25 protein-coding genes are annotated in these 25269 nt (G+C 66.4%); 7 read left to right on the plus strand and 18 right to left on the minus strand.

The genetic code is table 11. The annotated features are described in order from the left end of the window. Positions 1-175: 175 nt before the first annotated feature. Positions 176-955, minus strand: a complete 780-nt coding sequence (locus E4K64_RS05345; protein ID WP_126256282.1) for an enoyl-CoA hydratase — start codon at positions 953-955, stop codon at positions 176-178. A 111-nt stretch (positions 956-1066) separates the two neighbouring features. Beyond that, complete coding sequence (locus E4K64_RS05350; protein ID WP_135162495.1) at positions 1067-1732, minus strand: hypothetical protein; 666 nt, start codon at positions 1730-1732, stop codon at positions 1067-1069. Between the two features lie 294 nt (positions 1733-2026). On the opposite strand from E4K64_RS05350, the gene E4K64_RS05355 reads away from it, so the two are divergent. Both E4K64_RS05355 and E4K64_RS05360 read left to right on the plus strand, forming a co-directional pair. Continuing rightward, on the plus strand, positions 2027-2572 hold the full coding sequence (locus E4K64_RS05355; RefSeq protein WP_135162496.1) for a sigma-70 family RNA polymerase sigma factor: 546 nt from the start codon (positions 2027-2029) through the stop codon (positions 2570-2572). Positions 2573-2574: 2 nt separating this feature from the next. Beyond that, positions 2575-3213 (plus strand): NrsF family protein, encoded by a 639-nt coding sequence (locus tag E4K64_RS05360; RefSeq protein WP_135162497.1) that lies wholly within the window; start codon positions 2575-2577, stop codon positions 3211-3213. A 10-nt stretch (positions 3214-3223) separates the two neighbouring features. Here E4K64_RS05360 and E4K64_RS05365 read toward each other — a convergent pair whose 3' ends face one another. After that, complete coding sequence (locus E4K64_RS05365) at positions 3224-4327, minus strand: DUF2336 domain-containing protein (RefSeq protein WP_135162498.1); 1104 nt, start codon at positions 4325-4327, stop codon at positions 3224-3226. Between the two features lie 60 nt (positions 4328-4387). Then, positions 4388-5545, minus strand: coding sequence for a GGDEF domain-containing protein (locus E4K64_RS05370; RefSeq protein ID WP_135162499.1), 1158 nt, complete (start codon positions 5543-5545; stop codon positions 4388-4390). A 439-nt stretch (positions 5546-5984) separates the two neighbouring features. On the opposite strand from E4K64_RS05370, the gene E4K64_RS05375 reads away from it, so the two are divergent. From E4K64_RS05375 to E4K64_RS05390, 4 genes are all read left to right on the plus strand, one after another. After that, entirely contained in the window at positions 5985-6554 is a 570-nt protein-coding gene (locus E4K64_RS05375; RefSeq protein ID WP_028135360.1) for a sigma-70 family RNA polymerase sigma factor, read from the plus strand. Further along, positions 6551-7246, plus strand: a complete 696-nt coding sequence (locus E4K64_RS05380; protein WP_135162500.1) for a hypothetical protein — start codon at positions 6551-6553, stop codon at positions 7244-7246. Before E4K64_RS05375 ends, E4K64_RS05380 begins: the two co-directional genes overlap by 4 nt. A gap of 118 nt (positions 7247-7364) precedes the next feature. Beyond that, positions 7365-9083: a S8 family serine peptidase gene (locus E4K64_RS05385; protein WP_135162501.1), complete on the plus strand. Its 1719-nt coding sequence runs from the start codon at positions 7365-7367 to the stop codon at positions 9081-9083. A gap of 622 nt (positions 9084-9705) precedes the next feature. Continuing rightward, positions 9706-10419, plus strand: coding sequence for a TIGR03809 family protein (locus E4K64_RS05390; protein ID WP_167771811.1), 714 nt, complete (start codon positions 9706-9708; stop codon positions 10417-10419). A 130-nt stretch (positions 10420-10549) separates the two neighbouring features. On the opposite strand, the gene E4K64_RS05395 is transcribed toward E4K64_RS05390, so the two are convergent. The 6 genes from E4K64_RS05395 to E4K64_RS05420 form a co-directional block, all read right to left on the minus strand. Next, a complete protein-coding gene (locus E4K64_RS05395) occupies positions 10550-11920 on the minus strand; it encodes a TIGR03808 family TAT-translocated repetitive protein (protein WP_135162503.1) in 1371 nt (456 codons plus the stop codon). A gap of 181 nt (positions 11921-12101) precedes the next feature. Beyond that, complete coding sequence (locus E4K64_RS05400; RefSeq protein WP_135162504.1) at positions 12102-12758, minus strand: pyroglutamyl-peptidase I; 657 nt, start codon at positions 12756-12758, stop codon at positions 12102-12104. Further along, positions 12755-13744, minus strand: coding sequence for a methylmalonyl Co-A mutase-associated GTPase MeaB (gene meaB, locus E4K64_RS05405; protein WP_135162505.1), 990 nt, complete (start codon positions 13742-13744; stop codon positions 12755-12757). The genes E4K64_RS05400 and meaB overlap by 4 nt, the downstream gene beginning before the upstream one ends. Positions 13745-13795: 51 nt before the next feature. Continuing rightward, positions 13796-15307 (minus strand): tripartite tricarboxylate transporter permease, encoded by a 1512-nt coding sequence (locus E4K64_RS05410; RefSeq protein WP_135162506.1) that lies wholly within the window; start codon positions 15305-15307, stop codon positions 13796-13798. A 4-nt stretch (positions 15308-15311) separates the two neighbouring features. After that, the gene (locus E4K64_RS05415; protein WP_135162507.1) at positions 15312-15803 is read right to left on the minus strand and encodes a tripartite tricarboxylate transporter TctB family protein; all 492 of its coding nucleotides are present in this window, start codon (positions 15801-15803) and stop codon (positions 15312-15314) included. A gap of 190 nt (positions 15804-15993) precedes the next feature. Further along, a complete protein-coding gene (locus E4K64_RS05420; protein WP_135162508.1) occupies positions 15994-16986 on the minus strand; it encodes a tripartite tricarboxylate transporter substrate binding protein in 993 nt (330 codons plus the stop codon). Positions 16987-17204: 218 nt separating this feature from the next. Here E4K64_RS05420 and E4K64_RS05425 point away from each other — a divergent pair, with 218 nt between their 5' ends. Further along, on the plus strand, positions 17205-17681 hold the full coding sequence (locus tag E4K64_RS05425; protein WP_135162509.1) for an SRPBCC family protein: 477 nt from the start codon (positions 17205-17207) through the stop codon (positions 17679-17681). A 13-nt stretch (positions 17682-17694) separates the two neighbouring features. Here E4K64_RS05425 and E4K64_RS05430 read toward each other — a convergent pair whose 3' ends face one another. The 8 genes from E4K64_RS05430 to folP all read right to left on the minus strand — a co-directional run bounded on the left by E4K64_RS05430 (position 17695) and on the right by folP (position 25245). After that, positions 17695-18453, minus strand: coding sequence for an RsiV family protein (locus tag E4K64_RS05430; RefSeq protein ID WP_235884551.1), 759 nt, complete (start codon positions 18451-18453; stop codon positions 17695-17697). A gap of 146 nt (positions 18454-18599) precedes the next feature. Beyond that, positions 18600-18896 (minus strand): nucleotidyltransferase family protein, encoded by a 297-nt coding sequence (locus E4K64_RS05435; protein ID WP_135162511.1) that lies wholly within the window; start codon positions 18894-18896, stop codon positions 18600-18602. A gap of 36 nt (positions 18897-18932) precedes the next feature. Next, the gene (gene scpA, locus E4K64_RS05440) at positions 18933-21089 is read right to left on the minus strand and encodes a methylmalonyl-CoA mutase (protein ID WP_135162550.1); all 2157 of its coding nucleotides are present in this window, start codon (positions 21087-21089) and stop codon (positions 18933-18935) included. 23 nt (positions 21090-21112) lie between these two features. Next, positions 21113-21577, minus strand: a complete 465-nt coding sequence (locus tag E4K64_RS05445) for a GFA family protein (protein ID WP_135162512.1) — start codon at positions 21575-21577, stop codon at positions 21113-21115. After that, positions 21574-23445 (minus strand): methylmalonyl-CoA mutase family protein, encoded by a 1872-nt coding sequence (locus tag E4K64_RS05450; RefSeq protein WP_135162513.1) that lies wholly within the window; start codon positions 23443-23445, stop codon positions 21574-21576. Before E4K64_RS05450 ends, E4K64_RS05445 begins: the two co-directional genes overlap by 4 nt. A gap of 81 nt (positions 23446-23526) precedes the next feature. Beyond that, entirely contained in the window at positions 23527-24018 is a 492-nt protein-coding gene (gene folK / locus E4K64_RS05455) for a 2-amino-4-hydroxy-6-hydroxymethyldihydropteridine diphosphokinase (RefSeq protein ID WP_135162514.1), read from the minus strand. A gap of 1 nt (position 24019) precedes the next feature. Continuing rightward, a complete protein-coding gene (folB, locus tag E4K64_RS05460; protein ID WP_135162515.1) occupies positions 24020-24388 on the minus strand; it encodes a dihydroneopterin aldolase in 369 nt (122 codons plus the stop codon). Next, positions 24385-25245, minus strand: a complete 861-nt coding sequence (folP, locus tag E4K64_RS05465; protein WP_135162516.1) for a dihydropteroate synthase — start codon at positions 25243-25245, stop codon at positions 24385-24387. The genes folB and folP overlap by 4 nt, the downstream gene beginning before the upstream one ends. Positions 25246-25269: the final 24 nt, after the last annotated feature.

The raw sequence follows: 25269 nt of genomic DNA on the forward strand, positions 1-25269 counted from the left end.
AATCCCGGCTGTCCGCCCCCGCCGACGGTCGCCTCTTAGCTTGTTTAACCAGCCGAGGTCGCGCAGGCAAACTGCCGCGGGGAAAACCCCCATGAAATCCGTGCTTGTTGCAGCTTCGTCACAGGGATCCTGTGTAACGCGGCGAGCCTGACAACAGCCTGACAGTTCGGCGCCGTTACCGGTTCTTGTTCACCGGCTTGCGCTTCTCGATGAACGCCGCCATGCCCTCGGAGCGGTCCTCCAGCGCGAAGGTCGCGTGGAACAGGTTGCGCTCGACGCTCATGCCTTCGGCGAGCGTGGTCTCGAAGGCACGGTTCACCGCTTCCTTGGCCATCGCGGCGGCAGGGCGCGACATCGCGGCGATCTTCTCGGCTGCCGCCATCACCTCGTCCATCAGCTTGTCAGCGGGCACGATGCGGCTGACGAGGCCGGAGCGCTCGGCTTCCGCCGCATCCATCATGCGGCCGGTGAGGCACAGGTCCATGGCCTTGGACTTGCCGATCGCGCGCGTCAGGCGCTGGGTCCCGCCGATGCCGGGAATGGTGCCGAGCGTGATCTCGGGCTGGCCGAACTTTGCGGTGTCGGCGGCGATGATGATGTCGCACATCATGGCGAGCTCGCAGCCGCCGCCGAGCGCATAACCGGCAACCGCCGCAATCGTCGGCTTGCGGCAACGTGCGACGCGGTCGCCGCCGATCGCGGCAAAATCCTCCGAGAACATGTCGATGAAGCCCTTCGGCTGCATCTCCTTGATGTCGGCGCCGGCGGCAAAGGCCTTCTCGCTGCCGGTCACGATGATGCAGCCGATGGCGTCGTCGGCCTCCAGATCGTCGACCGCAGCAGCGATCTCGCGGAAGACGCCGAAGGAGAGCGCGTTGAGCATCTTCGGCCGGTTCAGCTTGATGATGCCGACCGCGCCTTTGCTTTCGACGATGATGTGTTCGAACGTGCTCATGCTCCACCCACGCGTTTGATTAGGCGGGCAATGTGCCCGCTGGCGCGGATGCCTTCAAGGGGGCCGGAGACGCAGGGACGCGCGCGGCCGCGCGTCCTGGCGGAACTGCGATCAGGCCATGAACATGCGCGCGGCGGACGCCAGCGTGAGCAGCGTGCCGACGCCGATGAAGATCTTCCCGATCAGGGAGCTCTGGTCCCAGGCCGAGCTCTGCTGGCTGCTTGCCATCACCGGCGCCGGCCGGGGCCGGGCTTCGGTTGCGGCAATGACCGCCTTCTGTGCCGGCGGGTTGTCCTGTTGCACGGCGCGGTCGATGTCGTTGAGCTGGTCGGGTGCGACGACTTGGCTCTCAACGTTCGGGGCGTTGGTATTGTCAGCCGCGGCCTGGACATTGCCGTTGGCACGGTCCGCCATCGCGGAGGCCGCCGCCGCGGTCGGCGTATCGGCGCCGGCGAGCTGCGCGTTGGCGTTGGCAACCGCCGGCGGCATCTGGCCCGAGGCCGGCAGGTTGCTGCCGGCCGCCTTGCTGTCGGGCTTGGCCTCGTCGGCCTTTGCCGGAGCATCGGTCCTGTCGTCCGATTTCTGTGCCGTCTTGCCGGTGCCGGTGCGGCGTGACTCCTGGCGCCGATGCTTGCCCGGCTTGGCCGCGTCGGCCTGCTTGCCCGCGCTGTCCGATTTGCTTGTGGCTGAGCTTGGCTCCGCCTGTGCAGAGCCTCCGAACAGCAACAAAAGCCCGGCCAGAACAATCAGGGCCGTGCGCCCGCTGGCTTTCATCATGGTGATGATCTCCCCAATTCCGCCCGTCCCGGGAACGAACAGAGACCCTGGGGCGTGACGACAGCGGGGCAGAAAATGGGAATCTTCGGGCACCACCGGGCAAAAACGGGGCAAACCGTCCCCCATGCTGGCGGCCGCCGAGTGCGGGCTGAGGCGATCGGTGTTATGAGCCGTCGCAGAGGTTGACGGCCGTATCGGTCGCGAGGACCGAGCACAAGATCACGAATTCGTGATCTCGTGCCGCCTCGCGTAACAAATTGATCGAACGGCCGAATTGCATGGTGAGGGGCGCGCGTGCGCGGACGTGAGGACGAATGGACCGGCCTGATGCGGTCGGCCATGGCCGGCGATGATGCGGCGTATCATCGCCTGTTGAAGGCGGTCACGCCGGTGCTGCGCGCCGCGGCGAGGCGCGGCCTGGCGCGGGCCGGGCAGCCTCCCGATCAGGCCGAGGATATCGTGCAGGAGATATTGTTGGCGGTGCACCTGAAGCGGCACACCTGGGACAGCGAGGCCCCGTTCGCGCCCTGGCTGTTCGCGATCGCCCGCAACAAGCTGATCGATGCGCTGAGGCGACGCGGCAGGCGCGTCTTCGTCAACATCGACGATTTCGCCGAGACGCTGCCGGGCGAGGCGCCGCAGGAGACAGCCTCAGCTAGCGAGGTCGCAGCGCAACTGGGCACGCTGCCGCAGCGCCAGCGCGACGTGCTGCAGTCGATCGCGGTCGAGAGCGCCTCGATCAAGGACACGGCGTCGAAGTATTCGATGACCGAAGGCGCGGTGCGGGTCGCACTGCATCGCGGACTTGCGGCACTGACTGCGAAATTGCGGGACCACTAGTCATGGATACCGACCAACTGATCCGCTCGCTCGCCGCCGACAACGCCCACCGCGTGCCGCGCGTCGGGGCCGTGCTGACCATGGCGCTGCTGGTGGCCGCGCCGCTGTCGATCCTGATTTTCGCGAGCTTCCTCGGCGTGCGGCCGGACGTGATGACGGCCATGCGCAATCCATTCTTCGACATGAAATTCGCGGTCACATTGTCGCTCGCGATCCCGGCGATCGTCGTCAGCCTGCATCTGTCGCGTCCGGAAGCCTTGATGCGCGGCTGGGGCTGGCTGCTGCTGCTTCCGGTCGGGCTGCTGGCGGTCGCGATCGGCAGCGAGGCGATGATGGCCCCGGCGATGCCGATGACGATGCGACTGATGGGCAAGAATTCCAGGGTGTGCCTGGTCGCCATCCCCGCGATGTCGCTGCCGCTGCTCGCGGGGGCGCTGTTCGGCCTGCGGCATGGTGCCCCCTCGCAGCCCGCGCTGGCCGGCGCGCTCGCCGGCCTTTTGTCGGCCGGCCTGGCCGCGACGCTCTACGCCTCGCACTGCACCGACGATTCCCCGCTGTTCGTCGCGACCTGGTACACGCTCGCGACCGCGCTGGTGACGGCGATCGGCGCGGCAGTGGGATCCAAGGTCCTGCGGTACTAACGAGCCGGCTTCACGCCGCCGGATTCGTGCTCTGCTGCATGCGGTGGAAGCGTAACACCTGCTGCGCGGTCGACGAGCGCAGCGCCTGGTAAGTGTCGCGCAGCGTCAGCATGTCGGTCTGCGAGCCGCCCGAGAGCTTCTCGCGCATGGCGAGGATGGCGCGCACGCTCGGCCAGGACATGCCCGCGACCTTGGCGAGGATCATCACGCCCTCGGTGCGGCTTTCGATCATCATGATCTCGGCGGTCTCGACCGCGACTCCCGCGAGCGCGGCGAGCCCCGCATTGGTCTCGTCGAACTTGCCCTGCTCGGCGAAAGAGGTGACCTGGAATTCGTTGAGGCGGCCGTCCTCGTGCAGCGATTTCACCAGCGCGCGCGCCATCTCGGTCTGCTTGTTCATCGCGGCGGCGCGCATCCTCTGGGCGACTTCCTGGACCACGCTCGACACCTCGTCCGCGAACTCCGGATGCGCCGCCTCGAGCTTCCTGCGCACGCTCGAGGACGCCTTGGCAACCAGCTTCAGATAGTAATGGCGCGGCAGGTCGGGCCGCAGGCCGATGCAGGTCGCGAGGTCGTCGTCGCGTTCGGCGCGGGTGACGAGGTCGGTGAGGCTTCCCTCCGAGAGCCGCGCGCCGTGATTCTTGACGGTCGACTGCACCACGTCGGCGTTGCCGCGCGTCACCAGCACGTCGGTCAGCGCTTCCGACAGCACGCGCCGCAGCGAGATCGCCTTGAGATGCGCCTGGCCTCTCGTGCGCGCGATCTCGATCAGGGTCGTCTCGTCCAGCCGTTCCGATTTCGACAGCACGGGCCCGGAGACCTCGATGACCTCGTCGAGCGCGAGCGTGCGGATGATCTTCGGCGGCGCGGCGGCGACCGGTGCGAGGCGGTCGGCGAGCAGCGCCCTGGCTGACGTCTCGATCTGTTCGACCAGGCACTGGAACACGTCGTCGAACAGGCGGATATGGTCGTCGGAATAGTCCACCGCGTTGCCCACGAAGAGATCGGTGACGCGGCGCAGCGTCTCGACCCGGCGCGCCACGGTGCCGTGCGAGAGCGCAGTCTGCAATTCCTCGAGCAGGTTCTCGGATGATTTTGGGGATTTGGATCTCATTGCCCTGTCCTGGAGCGTTCGGCCCGACAGCTGCTGTCGCGCCGGAAAAAAATGGATTGGTCAGCTCGTTGCAATACGGTTGCGCCCCTGCGCCTTGGCGGAATAGAGCGCGCGGTCGGCGCGGGCGAGAAACGTGTCGGCAGTATCAAGCTCGCGCAGCGTCACGACGCCCGCAGAAATGGTCACGCGCATGCCTGCCGAGAATGCGTCCCAGTCGAGATCGGCGACGATGCTGCGCAAGCGCTCGAGCATCCGCTCCGCGGCATCGCCCGACGTGTCCGGCAGCAGCAGCAGGAATTCCTCGCCACCGTAACGGCCAAAGCTGTCGGACGGGCGGATATTGGCGAAAATGGTGATCGCGAAGGTACGCAGCACCTCGTCGCCGATGGGATGGCCGTGGACGTCGTTGATGCGCTTGAACCAGTCGAGATCGATCAGCGCGATCGCGCAAGGAGCCGAGGTCTGTCGCGACTTTTCGATCTCGACGTCGAGAAGGCGCATGATGCAGCGGCGGTTGTAGGAGCCGGTGAGCTCGTCGAGCTCGGCCAGTTCCTCGATGCGCCGATAGGCGGCCTTCAGCTCGATGCTGCGCCGGTACAGGATCTTGCGCAAGGTTGCGCCGAACAGGCCGAGAGAGGCGCACTGACCGATCACCAGCACGAAGCACAGCATCGAGGCGGTTCGCTCCAGGCGGGTCGCAACCGGCAGTCCGATCGGCAGGTTCGTGCCCAGGAACACAAAGGCCAGGCCGCAAGTGGCAAGGCCCCAGGTGACCATCGCCTGGCGCGAGGTCATGCGCAGCGTGCCGAACGCGAAGATCAGAAACAGCACGGCGAGGAACGCGACCCCGACCGTCGGCACGGCGAGCAGGAACAGCAGTTGCAGCGCCATATGCGCCGAGATCTGGAACACGGTGAGGTAATGATCCTCAAACCGGTCGCCGAAGCCGGCTTCCGACAACACGGTGAATGTCCCGATGATCAGGAGGCCGCCGAGCCAGAACAGCGACGGAACAGCCATGTCGACCGTGCCGCCATAGGCGTAGAGCAGCAGGACGGAGGCGCCCAGCGAATAGCTCGCCACCTGGCCGACATACATCTGGCGGCGCTGCCGGGTCCGCCGCGCCTGGACTTCGGGGGCCGCCGCCTCGGAGGCGAGGACGATATCCGCGACCTCAGCAGCATTCCTCTCGGGAAAGGACGTCGCGGCCGTGCTCATGGTCCCGCCAATGGTGGATCTCAGCGTAAAAATCTACGTGGCAAGCCTTTAGGTTTGGTATCCTTTTGAAACGGAATCCGAACCGTGCAGCACGGAACAAGGTGATGGGCCGGCGAGGGAAATTTTACCGGAGGTCGGGTATCGGTTTGCGATGCGATCGAGCCTAAGTCCGGCTTGGCGAGACATATATCGTGCAACGCTGCTATGGAACCGGACGAGGCCGGGCCGCCTGTGCCGGACAGGCATTCCGCAAGGAAGTATCTAGTATTATGCTACCGATCTGGATTGTGGCGGCCGACGGCTGCGGGCGGGACAAGAAAAATGCGCGTATGTGGGGTGGATCACACAGGCGCCCGTACGACTGCGGTAAATTGAACAATTTTGCACCCCTGGTCGAACCGTCTGCTGCGCCGACCCGACCAACTTTGCGAGACGGCCTTTGAGCGTGACACAGGCGGCTTCGGACGAGGTCCTGATCGCCAGGATCGCCCAGGGTGACCGGCTCGCCATGCAGGTGCTGTACGGGCGGCACCATGTCAGGGTCTACCGGTTCGGGCTCAGGCTCGTGCGGGACGAGCAGGCGGCGGAAGACCTCATCAGCGAGGTGTTTCTCGACGTCTGGCGGCAGGCCGGCAAGTTCGAGGGCCGATCCGCCGTTTCGACCTGGCTGCTGGCCATCACCCGATTCAAGGCCCTGTCTGCGCTCCGGCGCAGGAAGGATTTCGAGCTGGACGAAGACGCCGCGAACGCGATCGAGGACACGTCCGACGATCCGGAAACGGTGGTGCAGAAGAAGGATACCAGTGCAGCGTTGCGGGGGTGTCTGACGGGTCTCTCGCCGGAACACCGGGAAATCGTCGATCTCGTCTACTACCACGAGAAGTCCGTGGAAGAGGTGGCCGAAATCGTCGGGATACCGGAGAACACTGTGAAGACGCGCTTGTTCTATGCGCGCAAGAAACTGGCCGAACTGCTGAAGGCAGCCGGCGTTGAGCGAGGCTGGCCATGATGGCTTTGAGCAAGAAGATGCTGGAGCAAGAGCCCGGTGAAATTGAGCTGCTGCTGCCGTGGCATGCTGCCGGCACGCTGAACGCGCGCGATGCGCGCCGGGTCGAGGAAGCGCTGGCGCGCGATCCCGAGCTTGCCAAGCAATATGCCGCGATCCGCGGCGAATACGAAGAGACCATTCATCTGAACGAGAGCTTGGGGGCTCCGTCGGCACGCGCGATGCAGAAGCTGTTCGCCGCGATCGACGCCGAGCCGGCGCGGGCGACCGGCTCGCTGCCGCTGTCGGCGCGCATCTCGACCTTCTTCGCGAGCCTGTCGCCGCGCACGCTGGCGTGGTCGGCGAGCCTTGGCGCCGTCGCGCTCGTGCTGCAAGCCGGCGTGATCGGCGCCGTGCTGATGAAGAACCAGCCCGCGACCTTCCAGACCGCTTCGCTCTCGACCAGCGCGCCGATCACGCGCGAGCTTGGCAGCACCGCCGCGCCGGCACGCGCCCTGGTGCGCTTCACGCCCGAGGCGCGCGTTGCCGATATCACCGGGCTGCTCGACAGCTACCACGCCTCGATCATCGACGGCGCCAAGGGCGGCATGTTCCGCCTCCAGTTCGACAGGGCCATGAGCCAGGACGAGCTCGCTTCGCTGCTCGGCAAGATGCAGCGCGAGAAGTTCGTCAACCTCGCCGTCGCGGCGCCCTAAAGCGATGATCCGGAAAAGTGCGCAGCGGTTTTCCGAAAAGATCATGCTCAAACAGCAAGCCAAAGCGCGATGGCGATTCATCCTCAGCGCATCGCGCTTTAGGCGCGCCGCAGAACCGATGACGGGCAAATCCGAGAGCAGGGTACGCGCCGGGGCCTACGCATCATCGGTCGGCGCCGCGCTTCTGATCGCCGCCTGTCTCGGCGTCGAGGTTGCGCAGGCGCAGGCGATCATGCGTACGCCGACGATCAGCGTGCCCTCGCGAACGCCGACCGTCTCTCCGAGCATCGCCCCGCGGGTCAGCCCCAATATCGCCGCGCGCGCGGTCAACGTCGGCCCCGGCCCGCGGACGATCGCGACCATTCCCAACACCACGACGTCGCGTATCCGGCCGCCGACGACGGTGCTGCCCTATGCGCGCTACTCGCCGAACCTGTATCCGGCCTGCACCGCGCCCTATCGCGATGCCGGTGGCGAATGCCTGGCGCAGCCGAGTGAGGGCGGCAATGGCTCAGCCAAGTCCGGCAAGAAGAGCGCCGGCAAGGGCCGGGGCGACGCCACGCCGGCCGCCGCCGCCAATCTGCGCAGCTTCGCCAACGAATTCGTGGCGGAGATCGATGGCACGCTGTCGCCCGGCGATGCCGACGCGCTTGCCCGCCGGCACGGTTTGACGCGCATCTCGTCGGAGAATTTCCCGCTGATCGGGGCCACGTTCGGTCTGTTCCGCATCACCGATGGCCGTCCGTACGAGACGGTGCGGCGCGAATTCGCGGCCGACGGCAGCGTGCGCTCGGTCCAGCCGAACTTCCGTTATGCGCTCCAGGATCAGAAATCGACGATCCCGAGCGAGGGCGATCCCGCCCAATATGCCCTGGCCAAGCTCCGCCTGCCGCAGGCGCATACGCTGGCGCACGGCACCAACGTCACGATCGCCGTGATCGATTCCGGCATCGATGCCAGGCATCCCGAGCTCGCCAATTCCGTCGCCGACAATTTCGATGCGCTCGGCAGCGCCGAGGGGCCGCACGTCCACGGCACCGGCATCGCCGGCGCGATCGTGGCGCATGCCCGGCTGATGGGCAGCGCGCCCGAAGCGCGTATCATCGCGATCCGTGCCTTTGGCGGTGCCAACGGCGGCGCCGAAAGCTCGTCCTACATCATCCTGCGCGCGCTGAATTACGCCGCCGAGCACGGCGCCCAGATCGTCAATATGAGCTTTGCCGGTCCCAAGGACGCGGTGATCGAGCGCGCCATTGCGGCCACCGCCGCGCGCGGCCTCGTGCTGATCGCGGCCGCCGGCAATGCCGGCGCGAAGTCGCCGCCGCTCTATCCGGCCGCCAATCCCAACGTCATCGCGGTCAGCGCGACCGACCAGCAGGACAGGCTGTTCGCCGCCTCCAACCGCGGCAACTACGTCGCCCTTGCGGCGCCCGGGGTCGATATCTTCCTGCCGGCGCCGGACGGCAAATACCAGATGACGTCGGGAACCTCGTTCTCGGCGGCCTATGTCTCCGGCGTCGCGGCGTTGCTGCTCGAGCGCAATTACGCCTTGAAGCCGGAAGCGCTGCGCATGACGCTGGCCAAGACCGCGCGCGACCTCGGCTCGCCCGGGCGTGACGATCTGTTCGGCGACGGCCAGACCGATGCGTTTGCCGCGGTCATGGCTGTTTCCGCCGACAGCGCCACGCCGGTCGCGGCTGCGTCCGGTACAACAAAACGTGAAGATGCCGGCAAGCGTCGCGATGAGCCCAATAGCCGCGCGATCGAACAACCCTCGCTGTCGGCCGCGGATGAGAAATCCACGGATTCTCAAGCGGATAGGCCGGCGGCGCGGTAGCCGCTGCGACAACGATGCACGCGGGCCGAAGGTCAAAAAAGCGAACCCCGCGTTGAACGTTCAGCTCCCTGCCACGACCAAATTATGTGGGAGCGGTCATCCCTCCCCATCAGTCATATCAGGCGCGAGCGCCCATCCACCCCAAGCGCCCATATGGCTTGACCCGTCCGGTTGTCCCCCCGGACGGGTCTTTTCCTTTCAGAGCGTTTTTGAGCGAAGTGGATTCCGGTCCGCGTGAAGAAGACGCGTCAAAACGAATCCAGCGCATCGGTTCTGATTCAATCAGAACCGCTCCGGGCGTCCGATCCTTTGAAGCGCGGGGGGCGCGTTCAGCTTTCGGTTGAAAGGGCGCGCCCGGCTTCCACGTCCCCGCCCGGGCAGCAAGCAGCAGGTCCGCTATGCTTGTGCGAAGCTTGACTCGAAAACACAGCAAATCTCCGCACGACTACGGTATTTGACGACGGGTGCGGCGTCGTTGCTGGACAAGTCAAATCTTTTCCACAAAATATTCATGTCGCGTTGAAATTGATTCGTGTGCGTTGCGTCCCCGCATCCGTGTTTTCTCCTGACGGGCTGGTTCATGACACATCGCCAAGGATCCGACTGCGCGGCTGTTCCTGCCGTGGCTGTTGACCGCGCCGTCGCGGCGCGCTGGTGCGCTCTCGCCGAGCAGCGGCTGCAACATCTCTCTGAAATGTTCGAGACCGGCCGCTGGCGCCGCTATCACTCCGAGATCGCGTTCCTCGAAAATATCCAGGAAGCCAAGCTCGCGGTCCAGACCTGGCGCGCGCTCGCAACCGGTGGAGACGTCGCCGAGGCGGCGGCGAGCGTGACGCCGGCATTCGGCTGGTCGCCGGCGACCATGCCCCGCGTATTTCCGCGTGACCAGCAGGCGCAGACCATGCAGCCGAAGGCCGTCCACATCGCCCCCGAGACCGCCGTGCCGGTCAGGCTTGATCCCACGCCGGACGTCCTTGCCGAAATCACCCAAGCGCCGCTCACCGCACCCGCTGCTGTGGCGTCATTCACCGCGCCTGCCGAGATGCCACCGCTCAAGGCTCCCGCTGCGAGGGCGCCGCTCACCGCACCCGTCGTGAGATCGCCGCCCGCCGCGCCCGCCGCAATGGATCAGTTCACCGCGCCCGAAGTGAAGCCGCCGCTCGCGGTGCCGGCCGCGAGGCCGCCGAAGACTACGCCTGCCGCGATGGCGGCGCTCCTGCCGCAATTCGCCCCGCCGGCCGAGGAAATCGTCGCAGCCCCCGAGCGCGTCGTCGAATTCACCTTCAGCCTCGACGGCCTGGAAGCAAAGTACCCGCTGCTCAGGAATGCGTTCTAACGCTCCGGAGCGTTGGCAAAGGGGAAGCAACCGCAGCTCTTCGCCCCGTCATCCTGAGGCGCGAGGCATGGGACGCGAGGCGTCCCGTGGCGAGCCTCGAAGGATGAAACGGCCCGGCTGCCAGCCGCGCCTACCTTCGGACCGCATTCCCGCTGAGCACCACCTGCGCAAATCGCTGCGCGCCGTCTGCCGACAGATCCGAGGTCACGGCTCGCGCGTGATCGAGGCCGACGATGGCGCCGCGCGGGGTCTCCGAGATCATGTTGTTGTTGACGAGCGCGATGCCGGCGCCCGGCACGACCGAGACGCCCACGCCCGCCAGGGCCTTGCGGATCACGTTGCCCGTGATCGCGACGTCGCGCAGATATTTGCCCCAGCCGGCGACGATGCCGTAGGACGGCGCGTTCTCGATCACGTTGCCGGTCACCGACGTATCCGCCTCGATGTAGATGCCGACGCCGGCATCGTCGTCCGGCGCGGTGCCGATCGGCCGCTTCGGGATCAGATTGCGGATGATGTTGCCCTGGACCACGGCGATGCGGCCGCCCTCGTTGAAATTGCAGACGGAGACGCCGACGGCGGCGCCATCGACCGTGTTGTTGGCGATCACGGCGGCTTCGAAGGCGAACTCCGAATAGAGCGCGACCTCGCGCACGTCGCTGACGCTGTTGCCGGTGATGTGGATATTAGAAGCCGAATTGCCGCGCACCGCGGAATAGTCGCAGTTCCTGATGCGGTTGCCGCGCACGATCACGTTGCCGGCACGGAAAGCGTTGATGGCGTTGCCGTACTGGCCGGAGCCGCCGGGGCCCGCCTTGATGTTCTCGATGCGGTTATCAGCAACCAGGGTGCCGTCGTCGCCGATCGACGTGCGCAGGATCTCGATGCCGTTGTCATTGGTGCCGAGAATCGTGTTGCGGGAGACGTTGAGGCCTTTGGCATCGAACGACACCACCGCCGTCACCGCGATGTCGGTGAAGATATTGCCGGAGATCTCGCCGGACACCTGCTCGAGCCAGATGCCGCTGCCGCCCGAATTCGCGATCTCGCAATCGGCGATGCGGACGTCGCGCCCGCCGAGCAGGTGGACCAGGCCGCGCCGCGCCGGCAGCGCAATGCCGCCGCCGTCGAAGGTGATGCCGGAAAGACCGGCGGAGTTCGAACCCTCGCTCTGGATCGCCGAGGTCCCGCCGGTGAAGAGAATCTTCGTCGCTCCGCGCACGCCGATCAATTGTGCGCCGTTCGGCAGCCGCAGCAGCCCGCTGCGGTAAACGCCGGGCGGCAATGCCAGCGGCATCTGCGCCCGCGCGGCTTCATCGATCGCCCGTTGGAGCACGCGGGTCTGATCCTCGCTGCTGCCAGGGCGCACGCCGTATTGCGTAGCGTCGCGGCCGAGCAGGGACGTCAGCGGCGCCGCGCGCGCGGCGTCGGCCGGCATGGCCAGCGCACCGGCGATGCCGGCGGTGGAAGCTCCGATGAGGTAACGGCGATTGAGGTCCATGACGCGTCCTCCGCACAGATTAGGTAGCGCAGGGCGGGCGAGGGCGCGGGGGATTGTTCGTGGTAGGGTTAAGTGTTTACCGCGGCCGAGGTGCCGTAGGGTGGGCAAAGCGCAGCGTGCCCGCGATTTGATGATGATGGAACGAGATGGTGGGCACGGCGCAAGGGCGCCTTTGCCCACCCTACGAAACCGGCCTGTTCCGTCGCTTCCGGGCCAACCCCACCATCTCCATCAGCATGGCCTCGCCGGCATCAACGAGTTCCTCCAGCGTGATCCGCGCCGACCCCTTGCGGCGCACGGCGCCGCCGCGCGCAAGCAGGGGGATATGGACGAATGCCGCGAGCTGCGGACCACCTGCCTTCACGCTCTCGATCGCGCGCCAGCTCAAATAATTGCAGAGATAGGCGCCGGCATCTCGCGAGGACCGTGCATCGATGCCGGTGAGGCGCGCGGCGCGCAGCAGCCTTGCCGTGTGCGGACCGAACGTCATGGCGTCCGCACGGCCGGCGATGCCGCGCTTGCTCGAGCGGGTGTTGGCGGCATCGGGCCAGAGCATGGTGACGGCGTTGCGCGCGCGGGTCTCGATCCGCAGGTAAGGCGTGCGCGCAGCGAGGCCGAACATCAAAAGCGCATCCGGCTTCACTTTCGCGAGCACATCGGGCAATTGCCGGTCAACCGCGGCATAGGTGACCGGGAAGATGTGGCTGGCGATCGCGACATCATCGAGTGCCGGACGGCGCAATTGCGCCAGCCGCGCCACCAGCGGCTGGGTCGGGTTATGGGGCGCGCCGGGAAACGGCCCGAAGCCGGTCAAGAGAATGCGGAGCTTTTCGCTCATTGCAGCAGCTCCAGGATCTGCTCGGCGGCGAGTGCCGGGGTGAGGTGACCTTCGGCGACCTCGGCTTCGATCTTGCGGACCTTCGTGCGAACCGATGCCTCGCTGCGCAGCCGCGCCAGCATGCGCTGCTCCAGCATCGACCACATCCATTTCACCTGTTGCTCGCGCCGCCGCGCCACGAAATCGCCGGAGGCATTCATCGCCTTGCGGTGGTCGAGCACCTTCTGCCAGAGCTCGGCGATGCCGGTGCCGGCCAGTGCCGAATAGGTGACGACGGGCGGATGCCAGTGCTCGGATCGGGGGCTGAGAATATGCAGCGCGCCGCGATAATCGGCGGCGGTGATGTTGGCGCGCTTGAGATTGTCACCATCGGCCTTGTTGATCGCGATCATGTCGGCGAGCTCGACCAGGCCCTTCTTGATGCCCTGCAATTCGTCGCCGCCGCCCGGCAGCATCAGGGCGAGGAAGAAATCGGTCATGTCGCAGACCGCGGTCTCGGACTGGCCGATGCCGACGGTCTCCACCAGCACGACGCCAAAGCCGGCCGCCTCGCACAGCAACATCGCCTCGCGGGTCTTCGCGGCGACGCCGCCGAGCGTGCCCGAGGACGGCGACGGCCGGATGAAGGCGTGGTCGGAGGCCGACAGCCGCGCCATCCGCGTCTTGTCGCCGAGGATCGAGCCGCCGCTGCGCGCCGAGGACGGGTCGACCGCGAGCACCGCGACCTCATGGCCCTGCGCGATGAGATATGTGCCCAGCGCGTCGATGGTGGTGGATTTGCCGACGCCGGGCGAGCCGGTGATGCCGACGCGGAACGCCTTGCCGGTGTCCGGCAGCAGCATCTGCACCAGCTCGCGCGCCAGCGCCTGATGGTCGCCGCGACGGCTCTCCACCAGCGTGATGGCACGCGCCAGCGCCGCGCGGCTGCCGGCGCGGAGCTCCTTGGCGAGGGTCTTGATGTCCAACGAAGTCTTCTTCTCGGTCATGCCCTGCTTTACAACGCCGAGCGCAGGCAGGCGAGGGCCGCCCGCTTCATATCACCTGCTCGTCGCTGCCGCGGCTTGCGGCTGCTTCACCTTGCGCCAGATCCACACCATCACCGGCCAGAGCAGGGCACCGATTGCCATGGCGGCGAGAATGGCTGCGATGGGACGTTCGAAAAATGGCAAGATGCTGCCGTCGGACTTGATCAGCGAGGTCACGAAGGCCTGCTCGACCATGGTGCCCATGACGATGCCGAGCACCATGGCGGCGACGGGATAGCCGTTCGCTTCCATGACATAGCCGATCACGCCGAAGGTGGCGACGGTGACGACGCCAAACATGTTGTTGCCGATCGCGAACGAGCCGACCGCGCAGCACAGCATGATGACCGGCATGATGGCCGCGCGCGGCGCCAGCAGGATGTAGGCCGCGACCCGGATCATGGCGATGCCGAGCGGGATCATCATGATGTTGGCGATGATGAACATCAGGTAGATCGCGTACATGCTCGACGCTTTCTCGGTGAACAGCGTCGGGCCCGGGTTGAGACCCTTCATGTAGAGCACGCCGATCGCGATCGCGGCGATGGTGTCGCCGGGGATGCCGAACAGCAGCGAAGGCACCCAGCCGGAGGCGATGCTGGCATTGTTGCTGGCGCCGGCCTCGACCAGGCCCTCGACATGGCCGGTGCCGAACTTCTCCGGCTCCTTGGAGAAGCGTTTCGACATCGCATAGGAGACCCAGGCGGCCATGTCGGCACCGGCGCCGGGCAGCACGCCGATGATGATGCCGACGATGTTCCCGCGCGTCATCTGCCAGTGATACTTCTTGGTCAGCCTCCACTGGCCGGCCATGATGCTTCCGAATTTTCGCCGCGGCAGCGGCGGGGGCTCCGGCGTCAGCATCGCGCGCATCACCTGCGCCACCGCGAATACGCCCACCAGCGCCGGGATCGGCTCGATGCCGCCGAACAGATCGGTGAGGCCGAAGGTGAAGCGCGGCACACCGCCGGGATTCTCGATGCCGATGCAGGAGACGAGCAGGCCGATGAACATGCCGGCGATCGCCTTCACCGGCGAGGAGCGCGCGACCAGAGTCGCGCACATCAGGCCGAGCAGCGCCAGCCAGAAATATTCGAAGGTCGAGAACGACAATGCGATCTCGGCGAGCGGCGGCGCCAGGATCATCAGCGACAGCACGCCGGCGATGCCGCCGACGGCAGAGAACCACACGCCGGCCCCGAGCGCGAGCTCGGCCTGACCCTTGCGCGTCATGGCATAGGCTTCGTCGGCATAGGCGGCGGAGGCGGGCGTGCCGGGAATGCGCAGCAGCGCGCCCGGGATGTCGCCCGAGAAGATCGCCATCGAGGATGCCGCGACGATGGTCGCGATCGCCGCGATCGGGGACAGGTAGAAGGTGACCGGGACGAGCAGGGCGGTCGCCATCGTGGCCGACAGGCCCGGCAGCGAGCCGATCACGAGGCCGTACACGGAGGCCGCGAACATCGCGATGATGACCTCCCAGGTGGAGATCAGCGCGAACGCGTCGAGCAGGGTTTTCAGCATGGGATTACCAGGGCGTCGGCAGCAGGCCGGCGGGCAGCGGCACGCGGAGCAGCTTGCCGAAGATGAGGTGAATGGCGAAGGGCGAGAGCGCCGCGAGTGGCAGCGCCAGCTTCCATTTCGCGCCGAGCGCGGTCGAGGTGACGTAGACCATGATCGCCGCGGTGATGATGAAGCCGAGCCTGTCGGCTGCGACCACGTAGAACAGCAGCAGCAGCGGCGGCAGCAAAGCGCGCAGGCCATAGAGCTTGCCTTGCGGCGGCGGGGCTGCTGCCTGGCCGTCCTCGAGCGGGACCAGCTCTTCCTCCTCCTCGAAGGAGTGGCCGATCCCGAACACGATCGCGAGCCCGCACAGCGCCAGCCCCGTGCCGATCACCAGCGGAAACACGTTGGGGCCGACCGGCTGCCCGGGCACCGGCGGCAAGATCCAGCCGCCATAGGCGGCCGCCGCGCCGAGTGCGACGAGAAACGATCCCGTGACGGAGTCGGGAAGACGCATGGGGAAGTCCTATAGAGGGGTGTTATCCCTCTCCCTGCGCGCTGGGAGAGGGTCGGTGAGAGGGGCTCTGCGCGGGGGAGGTGAGAGCGGGACTCGCGGAGAGTCCCCCTCATCCGAATCCCGCGCTCGGCGCGCATTCCGGCCTCTCCCCGCAAGCGGGCAGAGGGGATCGGAGCGTCGCAGGACCGGATCACGCCTTGCTGAGGCCGGCCGCCTTCATCGCTTCGCCCATCTGGGCGTCGCCCTTGTCCATGAAGCTGGCGAAGTGAGCGGCGTCGCCCCACACGGTGCCGAAGCCGCGATTGCTCATGAAGTCCTTGAACTCGGCGGAGTCATAGACCTTCTTCAGCGCCGCGGTGAGCTTGGTTGCGATCTCGGGCGGCAGGCCCTTCGGTGCGCCGATGCCGCGCCAGGCACCGGTCGCGTAGTCGATGCCCATCGCCTCCTTCAGCGTCGGCACGTCCTTGAAGACCGGATTTCGTGCGGGCGCCATAATGGCAAGGCTCCTGGCCTTGCCGGCCTCGATGATGGCGCGCGCCTCCGGCACCGAGCAGGTGGTGAGGTCGAGCCCGCCGGCGGCGAGATCCTGCATCGCCGGCGCCGCGCCGTTCGACGGCACCCAGGCGACCTGGTTGGCGGGCAGGCCCATCGCCTGCATCCAGCCGACCAGCGCCAGATGCCAGATGCCGCCCTGGCCGGTGCCCGAAGCCTTGAACTTGCCGGGAGGCGCGGCCTTGATCGCGTCCGCGAGCTCCTTGACCGTCTTGTAGGGCGACGAAGAGGAGACCTGGATGCCCGGGGGATCCTCGTTCATCAGGGCCAGCGGCGTGTAGCTCTTCGGCGTCAGCTCGGTGAGGCCCTGCCAGTGCATCATCGAGATTTCGACGGTGAGCATGCCGATCGTGTAGCCGTCGGGCTGCGCGGTCGCGATCGCGCTATGTCCGACCACACCGGAGCCGCCGGTGCGGTTGACCACGTTGAAGGGCTGGCCGAGATCCTTTTCCAGCAGCGCAGCGACGATGCGCGCGGTGGCATCGGTGCCGCCGCCGGCGCCCCATGGCACGATCACGGTGACCGGCCGGGCCGGATAGGCCTGCGCGAGTGCGGGCTTGAACCCGAAAGCTGCGGATGCCGCGATGGCGGCGGTTGAAGCCGCAAAGGTGCGGCGCGAAATCTTGGACATTGAATTCCTCCCAGCGGCGCCCGTGACGCCGGGCGCTCTTGTCGATGGCGACATTCTAGTCGGCTTTGCAGCGCCGCCGCAAGGTAGCGCTACCAACGAGATCGACATGTTGTGTGAAAACAGCATGCCTCTTGAATGGGGCAATCGGAAATCGGGTGGGTTTTGTCGGCATGCTTCGCCAACCTGTGCGCGTAACGAAAGCCAAAGGCAAGCTATCGATGACCCAAGCCTATTACAGCGCCGTGCTGGACTGCCCGCTGGACGACGTCTGGTCGCTGATCCGCGATTTCAACAATTATCCCGCTTACATCGACGGCGTGAGCGAGAGCGTGATCGAAGACGACAAGCGCGGCGACGAAGTCGGCGCCATCAGACGCTTCTGCTATCTCGGAAACTGGATCCGCCAGCGCCTGGTCGATCACTCGGACCGGCAGCACACGCTGACCTATGCCGGTCTCGAAGCGCTGCCGTATCCGCAAGATGACGGCAGCAGGACGCCGGCGCCGACGCGCTATCAAGGCACCATGCATGTGCGCCCGATCGTGGAAGGCGACCGCACCCTGATCGAATGGTCGGTCGCCCTCGATACCGAGCCTGCGGACGCTGACCGCTGGCAAGCCCTGTTTGCGTCCTGGATTCCCGATTGGACGGATTCACTTGCGCGGACATTGGCGCGGGCCCATCCGCGATCTTAGCGATCGCTCACGGCTACTCCGCGTCGCCCTTCGGCCGCGCGCCGCCGAAGATGCGGGTGCCTTCCGCGCTCAGGTAAGGCTTCAGCGTCTCCCACGGCACGAAGGCGACATACTCGCCCTCGGCATAGGGACCGACGGCGTAGGGCGGATAGTGGAAGGTGAGGCCGGAGCTCTTGCCGGACTCGGTCGAGGGCGCCAGCGTCACCGCGCCGATCTTCAGCAGGCTCGGCGCGACCGCTTTGAACCATTCGTCGGTCGCGGTCTCGCTGGCATCGCGCTTCTTCTTCTCCGCCCTGAGCGAGGCGACGATCGCCTGCGCCATCGCCTTCATGGTTGCTCCATTGTCGGCAGTCTCGGTGAAGAACGGGCGGATCGAGATGCGCTTGGTGTCGGCCTTGTCCCACAGGATCGTGTTCACGTCCGAGTTCGGATGCGCACCTCTTGTATTCATGTAGTCGTTGCGCAGGATGCTGACATAGCGATCCGCAACGACGGAGCGGATCTCGTATTTGCGCTCGAAATCCCAGGCGCCGTCCCTGAAGAATTGCGGATCGGCTTTGCGCGCGGCGGCAGCTTCCGCGGCATTCCTGTCGAGCCACTTCTTGCCCTCCCTGAGGCAATCCGCCGCCAGTGCCGCGTCCGCCTTGATCCTGTCGTCGAGGAACAGCCGCGCCTCGATGCTCTTGGTCTTGACGACGGCGTCGGGCTTGGGGTCGGCGGCGTGCGAGGAGGAAATATTGATCGCGCCCAGCAACAGCGTCGCGAGGCTCAATTTCAGGACGGGGTTCAAGCCTTTGGCTCCTCGGCGATTGTTCGGATGAAGATCTTCAGCGGCGGGAGATCGTCTTTGAGGCCAGCCTGATCTTGGCCGTCGCATCGAGGATAAGGCCGATGCGGTCGGCTAAAGTCGGGGGCACGTCAGAATATTTCGAGAATGTCGTCTGCGATCCGCTCCGCGAAGCGAGGAGATATAGAACGACGAACAGTTGCCTGTGCTTGCAAGCCCGTCGCATCCTCGATGATGTGCTCGACATCGATCAAGTTGAGTAGCGAAAAAGAGGTGTCCGGCTCGATTTCGACGATAACGTCGATGTCGCTGTCAGGCCGATAATCGTCGCTGGCACGCGAGCCGAAAATGGCAAGCTTCGATACGCCTTTACCTTTGATGGCATCGGCGTTCTTGCGTATGGCAGCGATGATTTCGTCACGCGTCATGGAGACACCTGGCCGGTCATGCGGCCAGTCTATCAGCTACTCCGCAGCCTCGCTATGCCCGAGACGGGCGTTGAGCTTGCGGATCAGCTCCTCGGCGGCTTCCGCGATCACGGTGCCCGGCGGGAAGATCGCCTCCGCACCGGCGGCATAGAGCGCGTCGTAGTCCTGCGGCGGCACCACGCCGCCGACGATGATCATGATGTCGTCGCGGCCCTGCTTCTTCAGCGCGGCCTTCAGCTCCGGCACGGCGGTGAGGTGGGCGGCGGCGAGCGAGGAGACGCCGAGGATGTGCACGTCGTTCTCGACCGCCTGCCGGGCGGCTTCGTCGGCGGTCGCAAAAAGCGGCCCGATGTCGACGTCGAAGCCGATATCGGCGAAGGCCGAGGCGATCACCTTCTGGCCGCGATCGTGCCCGTCCTGGCCGATCTTGGCGACCAGGATGCGTGGGCGGCGGCCTTCCGCCTCCTCGAAGGCGTCGATCTGCGCCTGAACCTTCTCGACCTGGTTGCCCATGCTGGACGCCTCCCGCTTGTAGACGCCGGTGATGGATTTGATCTCGGCGCGGTGCCGGCCGAACACCTTCTCCATCGCGTCCGAGATTTCGCCGACGGTCGCCTTGGCCCGCGCCGCATCGATGGCGAGCGCGAGCAGATTGCCGTTGCCTTCGCCGGCCGAGCGCGTGATCGCCGCGAGCGCGGCATCGACGTCCTTCTGGTTGCGCTCGGCTTTCAGCCGCGTCAGCTTGTCGATCTGCAAGCGGCGGACGTTGGAATTGTCGACCTTCAGGATCTCGATTTTGTCCTCGTCGGTCGGCTTGTACTTGTTGACGCCGATCACCGCCTGCTTGCCGGCGTCGATCCGCGCCTGCGTCTTGGCGGAAGCCTCCTCGATACGCAACTTCGGCAGGCCGGCCTCGATTGCCTTCGCCATGCCGCCGAGCTCCTCGACCTCCTGGATGTGGCCCCAGGCCTTGGCCGCGAGGTCGCGCGTCAGCCGCTCGACGTAATACGAGCCGCCCCAGGGATCGATGATGCGGGTGGTGCCGCTCTCCTGCTGCAGGAACAGCTGGGTGTTGCGGGCGATGCGGGCCGAGAAGTCGGTCGGCAGCGCCAGCGCCTCGTCGAGCGCGTTGGTGTGCAGCGACTGGGTGTGGCCTTGCGTCGCCGCCATCGCCTCGACCGTGGTGCGCATCACGTTGTTGAACACGTCCTGCGCGGTCAGCGACCAGCCCGAGGTCTGGCTATGGGTGCGCAGCGACAGCGAGCGCGGGTCCTTCGGATCGAACGGTTTCAAGAGCTTCGCCCAGAGCAGGCGCGCGGCGCGCAGCTTGGCGACTTCCATGAAGAAGTTCATGCCGATCGCCCAGAAGAACGACAGGCGCGGTGCGAAGCGGTCGACGTCGAGACCGGCGGCAAGGCCGGCCCGCAAATATTCGACGCCGTCGGCGAGCGTATAGGCAAGCTCGAGATCCTGCGTCGCGCCGGCCTCCTGCATGTGATAGCCGGAGATCGAGATCGAATTGTATTTCGGCATCCGCGTGGAGGTGTAGGCGAAGATGTCCGAGATGATCCGCATCGAGGGCGCGGGCGGATAGATGTAGGTGTTGCGCACCATGAACTCTTTCAGAATGTCGTTCTGAATGGTGCCCGACAGCTTCTCCGGCGGTACGCCCTGTTCCTCGGCGGCGGCGACGTAGAGCGCGAGGATCGGCAGCACCGCGCCGTTCATGGTCATGGACACGCTCATCTGGTCGAGCGGAATCCCTGCGAACAGCGTGCGCATGTCGTAGATGGAATCGATGGCAACGCCGGCCATGCCGACGTCGCCGCCGACGCGCGGATGGTCCGAATCATAGCCGCGATGGGTGGCGAGATCGAAGGCGACCGAGAGGCCCTTCTGGCCCGCCGCGAGATTGCGGCGGTAGAACGCGTTGGAATCCTCCGCCGTGGAGAAGCCGGCATATTGCCGGACGGTCCAGGGCTGGTTGACATACATGGTCGGGTAGGGGCCGCGAAGATAAGGCGCAATGCCGGGATAGGTCTCGAGGAAATCGAGCCCGGCAAGATCGGCCTCGCCATAGGCGGGCTTTACCAGGATGCCCTCGGGCGTCAGCCAGCGCTCGGCGCTGCCGGCGGGTGCGGCGGCGGCGGCTCGCTCGAAGGCAATATCGGCGAAATCGGGAATGCGGCTCATGGCTTCAACCATATCATAGGCGCTCAATCATGATCCGGATGCTGATGGCTGACGATGGTCGCCATCTTCTCCGGTCCGTAATTCTGCTGCGTGGTCTGGCTCGGCAGGTTCGCGATGCCGACCACCCAGCCGAGGCGGGATTCGGTGCCGAACTGCCGCGTCGGGATCACGTGGTCGGGTCGGTCGAAGGCGCCGGTCATGATCTCGATCCGGTCGCCGTCGATGCGGCCGAAGCTCAGCGGCGTGCCGCAGGCGGCGCAAAAGCCGCGCTCGGCGATGGTGGAGGAGCGGAAGAACGACGGCTTTCCCCTGGTCCAGGCAAAGTCGGTCTTGTTGATGTCGGCAAAGGACGCGAACGGCGCGCCGGCCGCCTTCTGGCACATGCGGCAGTGGCAGATCGAGACCCGGTTCGGCGCCGTTGTCACTGCGAAGCGCACCGCGCCGCATTGGCAACCGCCGGTGAGAACGGGTTTGCTGGTGTCGATCATGGCTGCTCCATCCGTCGATAGGCGTCTTGCAGCGTGGCAAGCGCATCGCCTCCGGCGAAGACAAACCCCGTGACGCCGGCGGCCCGCAGCGCCGCCTCGGCATCCGTCGGGCGGCCCGCCAGATAGATATGTCGGGCGCCCGCGGTTTGCAGGGCCTTGGCGGCAGGTTCCGCGCGATCGGCGTAGACCTTGTCGCTGGAACAGAGGCAGGCGAGCTCGGCGCCGGAGGTCTTGAAGGCGGCGGCCAGTTCGGCCGGATCGGCAAAGCCTTCGCTGTCCAGGGCCTCGATGCCGCCGGCCTCGAAGAAACTCTTGGCGAAGGTCGCGCGCGCCGTGAAATCGGCCGGCGTGCCGAGATTGGCCAGGAACACTTTGGGCCGCGCGCCGCGTGCCTTCAGCACGGCATCCGACTTGTCGCGCAGCGCCTCGAACGGTTCCGCGAGCCGGATCGGCGGCAGCGGATCGAACTTGTATTTCTGCTCGCCGTACGGTGCCAGCGCGATCGGCGTCGCCGTCAGGACGGTGGCTTCGCTCTCATGCAGGTTTGGAAACTCGCTGGCGCCGGTCAGCACGTCACGGCGCTTTGCGATGTTGGCGTCACGCGCCTTGCGTGCGGCCGCGACCTTGCTCTGAAACAGGCCTTGCTGAAGCGCGGCAAAGGCGCCGCCGGCCTTTTCGCTCTCCTGGAACAGCGCCCAGGCGGCCTCGCAAAGCTGCGCGGTCAGCGTCTCGATGCCGCCGCTACCTGCCGCGGGATCGCTGACCTTGGCGAGGTTGCTTTCTTCCAGCAGCAGGAGCTGCGTGTTGCGCGCCACGCGCCGCGCGAACGGATCGGGCAGGCCGAGCGCCAGCGTATGCGGCAGCACGGTGATCGCGTTGGCGCCGGCGAGCCCGGCGGCAAACGTCGCGACGGTCGCGCGCAGCATGTTCACGTAGGGGTCGCGCTGCGTCAGCATGCGCCAGGCCGTATCGGCGGCGATGAACAGCGGTTTCGGCGCGAGCCCGCACGCCGTTTCGATCCGCGCCCACAACAGCCGCAGCGCGCGGAATTTGGCCATGGTCAGGAACTGGTCCGCATCGGCAGAAAGCCGCGCATAGACCATGCCCTGCGCCTGCTCGAGGGGAATGCCGGCGCCTTCGATCGCGCGCAGATAAGCGACGCCGCAGGCGAGCACGAAGGCGAGCTCCTGCACCTCGGAGCCGCCGGCATCGTGGATCACGCGTCCGTCGGCGGAGGTGAACGGCCCCTTGAAGCCGAGCCCGGCGAGCCCCTTGATGGCGCCGGTGATCGCGGGCGCGATTTCGTCCCAGGTATAGGGGCTGTGCCCCCACACCGCGCCGGCCGCGAGCGGATCGAGACCGAAGCGGATATTGCAGGCGGCAGGATCGAGGCCTTGGCCCTTCACATATTCCGCGACATGGATCGCCGCCATCCGCGATTGCGGACCGATCTCGAGCTCGAGACCGATCCCGGCGTCGAGATGAATATCCTTCAGAACCTTTGCCACCGCGTCGGCTGCAGGTTCCAGCCCGAAACCGCGCGCGCCATTGGCGCCGGCGAACACCAGCGCGAGCCCGGTCGCGCCGTTCTCCAGATCCTGCAACGCCTGTGTATTCGCGAGCGCCGCATCGGGATGGTCGATCCGCTGGATGACTTGCCAGGGTGCTGCGGCCGGCCGCCCCACCACGGGCGCAACGCCCTTGGCGCGCGGATAGAGCGGATCGATCTTGATGCCGTCATAGGTCTTGCCGACCAGCTTCTCGAACGGCGCGCCCTTCAGGACGCCATCGACCAGCTTGCGCCAGTCTTCGACGGTCGCCTTGGGAAAATCCGCCGCCAGCGGCAGGTCGTCAGTCACTGAGGTCATGCGGCGAGGGGCTCCCGAACGTATTGTTATGCGCAGGCGAAATTGCCACGGCGGACCGTCCCTGCAAACGGTTGTTTTTGGTTAACCGGTATCCGGAAGCCGCTCAATGCCTTGCGTCGAGACGCTGGCGAGCCCGTCGCGCACACGAATGCCCGAGATCACGCGGTCGGGCGCGATTTCGGCCAGCGGCACCAGCACGAAAGCGCGCTCGAACAGGCGCGGATGCGGCAAGGTCAGGTCGGGCTTCTGCAAGGACAATTCGTCATAGGCGATCATGTCGAGATCGAGCGTGCGGGGGCCCCAGCGCCGATCCTTCTGCCGCATGCGGCCGAATTTCTGCTCGACCTTCTGCAGCACGAACAAGAGCGCGTGCGGATCGAGGTCGGTCTCGATCTCGATGCAGGCATTGATGAAGGCAGCCTGATCCTCATCGCCCCAGGGCGGCGTGACATAGTCCGAGGAGCGCGCGATCAATGCGCCTTGCGCCATGCCGCAGATTTGGGCGATCGCCTTGCGGAACGTCGCGCGGACATCGCCGACATTGCCGCCGAGCGCGATCAGCACGCTCGCCATCTCAGGGATGCCGCGAGCGCGTCAGCACGATGCCGACGTCGTCGAAGATCGCGGCGATCGGCGCATGCGGCTTGTGCACGGTGACCTTCACGGCGCGGATGCGCGGGAAGTGCGACAGGATGGCGTCGGCCACCGCGCCCGCCGCGCGCTCGAGCAGCTTGTAATTGGTGTTCTTGAAGGCCGCCGTCGTCGTCGCCACTACCTCGGCGTAGGACACCGTATCGGCGAGCCGGTCGCTGCGCGAAGGTTCCGACAGGTCGGTATAGAGCTCGAGATCGATGACGAAGCGCTGGCCGACCTCGGTCTCGTGATCCATCACGCCGTGGCGGGCGTGGATCGACAGGCCGGTGACGAAGATCGTGTCGGTCATTGCTTGCCCTCGATTGCGTTCGCCACCCGCAGCGCCTGCAAGGTCTCGGCGACGTCATGGGTCCGGATGATCCTGGCGCCGCGCTGCGCGGCGATCAGATGCGCGGCGATCGAGCCGGCCAGCCGCTCCTTCGGCTCGGACGGCGACACCGAGGCGATGAAGCGCTTGCGCGAGGCGCCGACCAGGGTCGGCAGGCCGAACATCTCGAATTCGCGCAAGCGCGCCAGCGCGGTCATGCTCTGCTCGGCGGTCTTGCCGAAGCCGATGCCGGGATCGAGCACGATCTTGTCGCGCGCGATGCCGGCCTTTGCGGCGATGTCGAGCGAGCGCAGGAAGAACGTCTTCATGTCCGTGATGATGTCGATGGCCGGATCGGCATCGTCGCGGTTGTGCATGACGATGACGGGCACGCCCCTTGCGGCCACCAGCGGGGCCATGGCGGCGTCCCGTTGCAGGCCCCAGACGTCGTTGGCGATCGCCGCGCCCTGGTCGAGCGCGAAAGCCACCACCTCTGCCTTCATGCTGTCGATCGAGACCGGCACGCCGAGGGCTACGACCCCAGCCAGCACCGGCTTCAGCCGGGCGAGCTCATCCTCCGCCGTGACCGGCCGGGCCTCCTTGTAGGGCCGGGTGGACTCGGCCCCGATATCGATGATGTCGACGCCGGCCTCGATCATCGCCCGCGCGCGTGCGAGCGCCTGCTCGGGCGCGACGAACTCGCCGCCGTCGGAGAAGGAGTCCGGGGTGACGTTGAGCACGCCCATCACCGCCGGGATCGGCCGTTCCAGCAGCGTCCGCAGCACATCTGGCCCGGCCGAGCCGGCCGGCGGGACGGATGGGGAGGGCGAGGCATTCATAGCGCCCGCTTTAGCGGGCGGGGA

Origin of the sequence: Bradyrhizobium frederickii (assembly GCF_004570865.1) — a bacterium.
In the GTDB taxonomy this organism is placed as follows: domain Bacteria; phylum Pseudomonadota; class Alphaproteobacteria; order Rhizobiales; family Xanthobacteraceae; genus Bradyrhizobium; species Bradyrhizobium frederickii.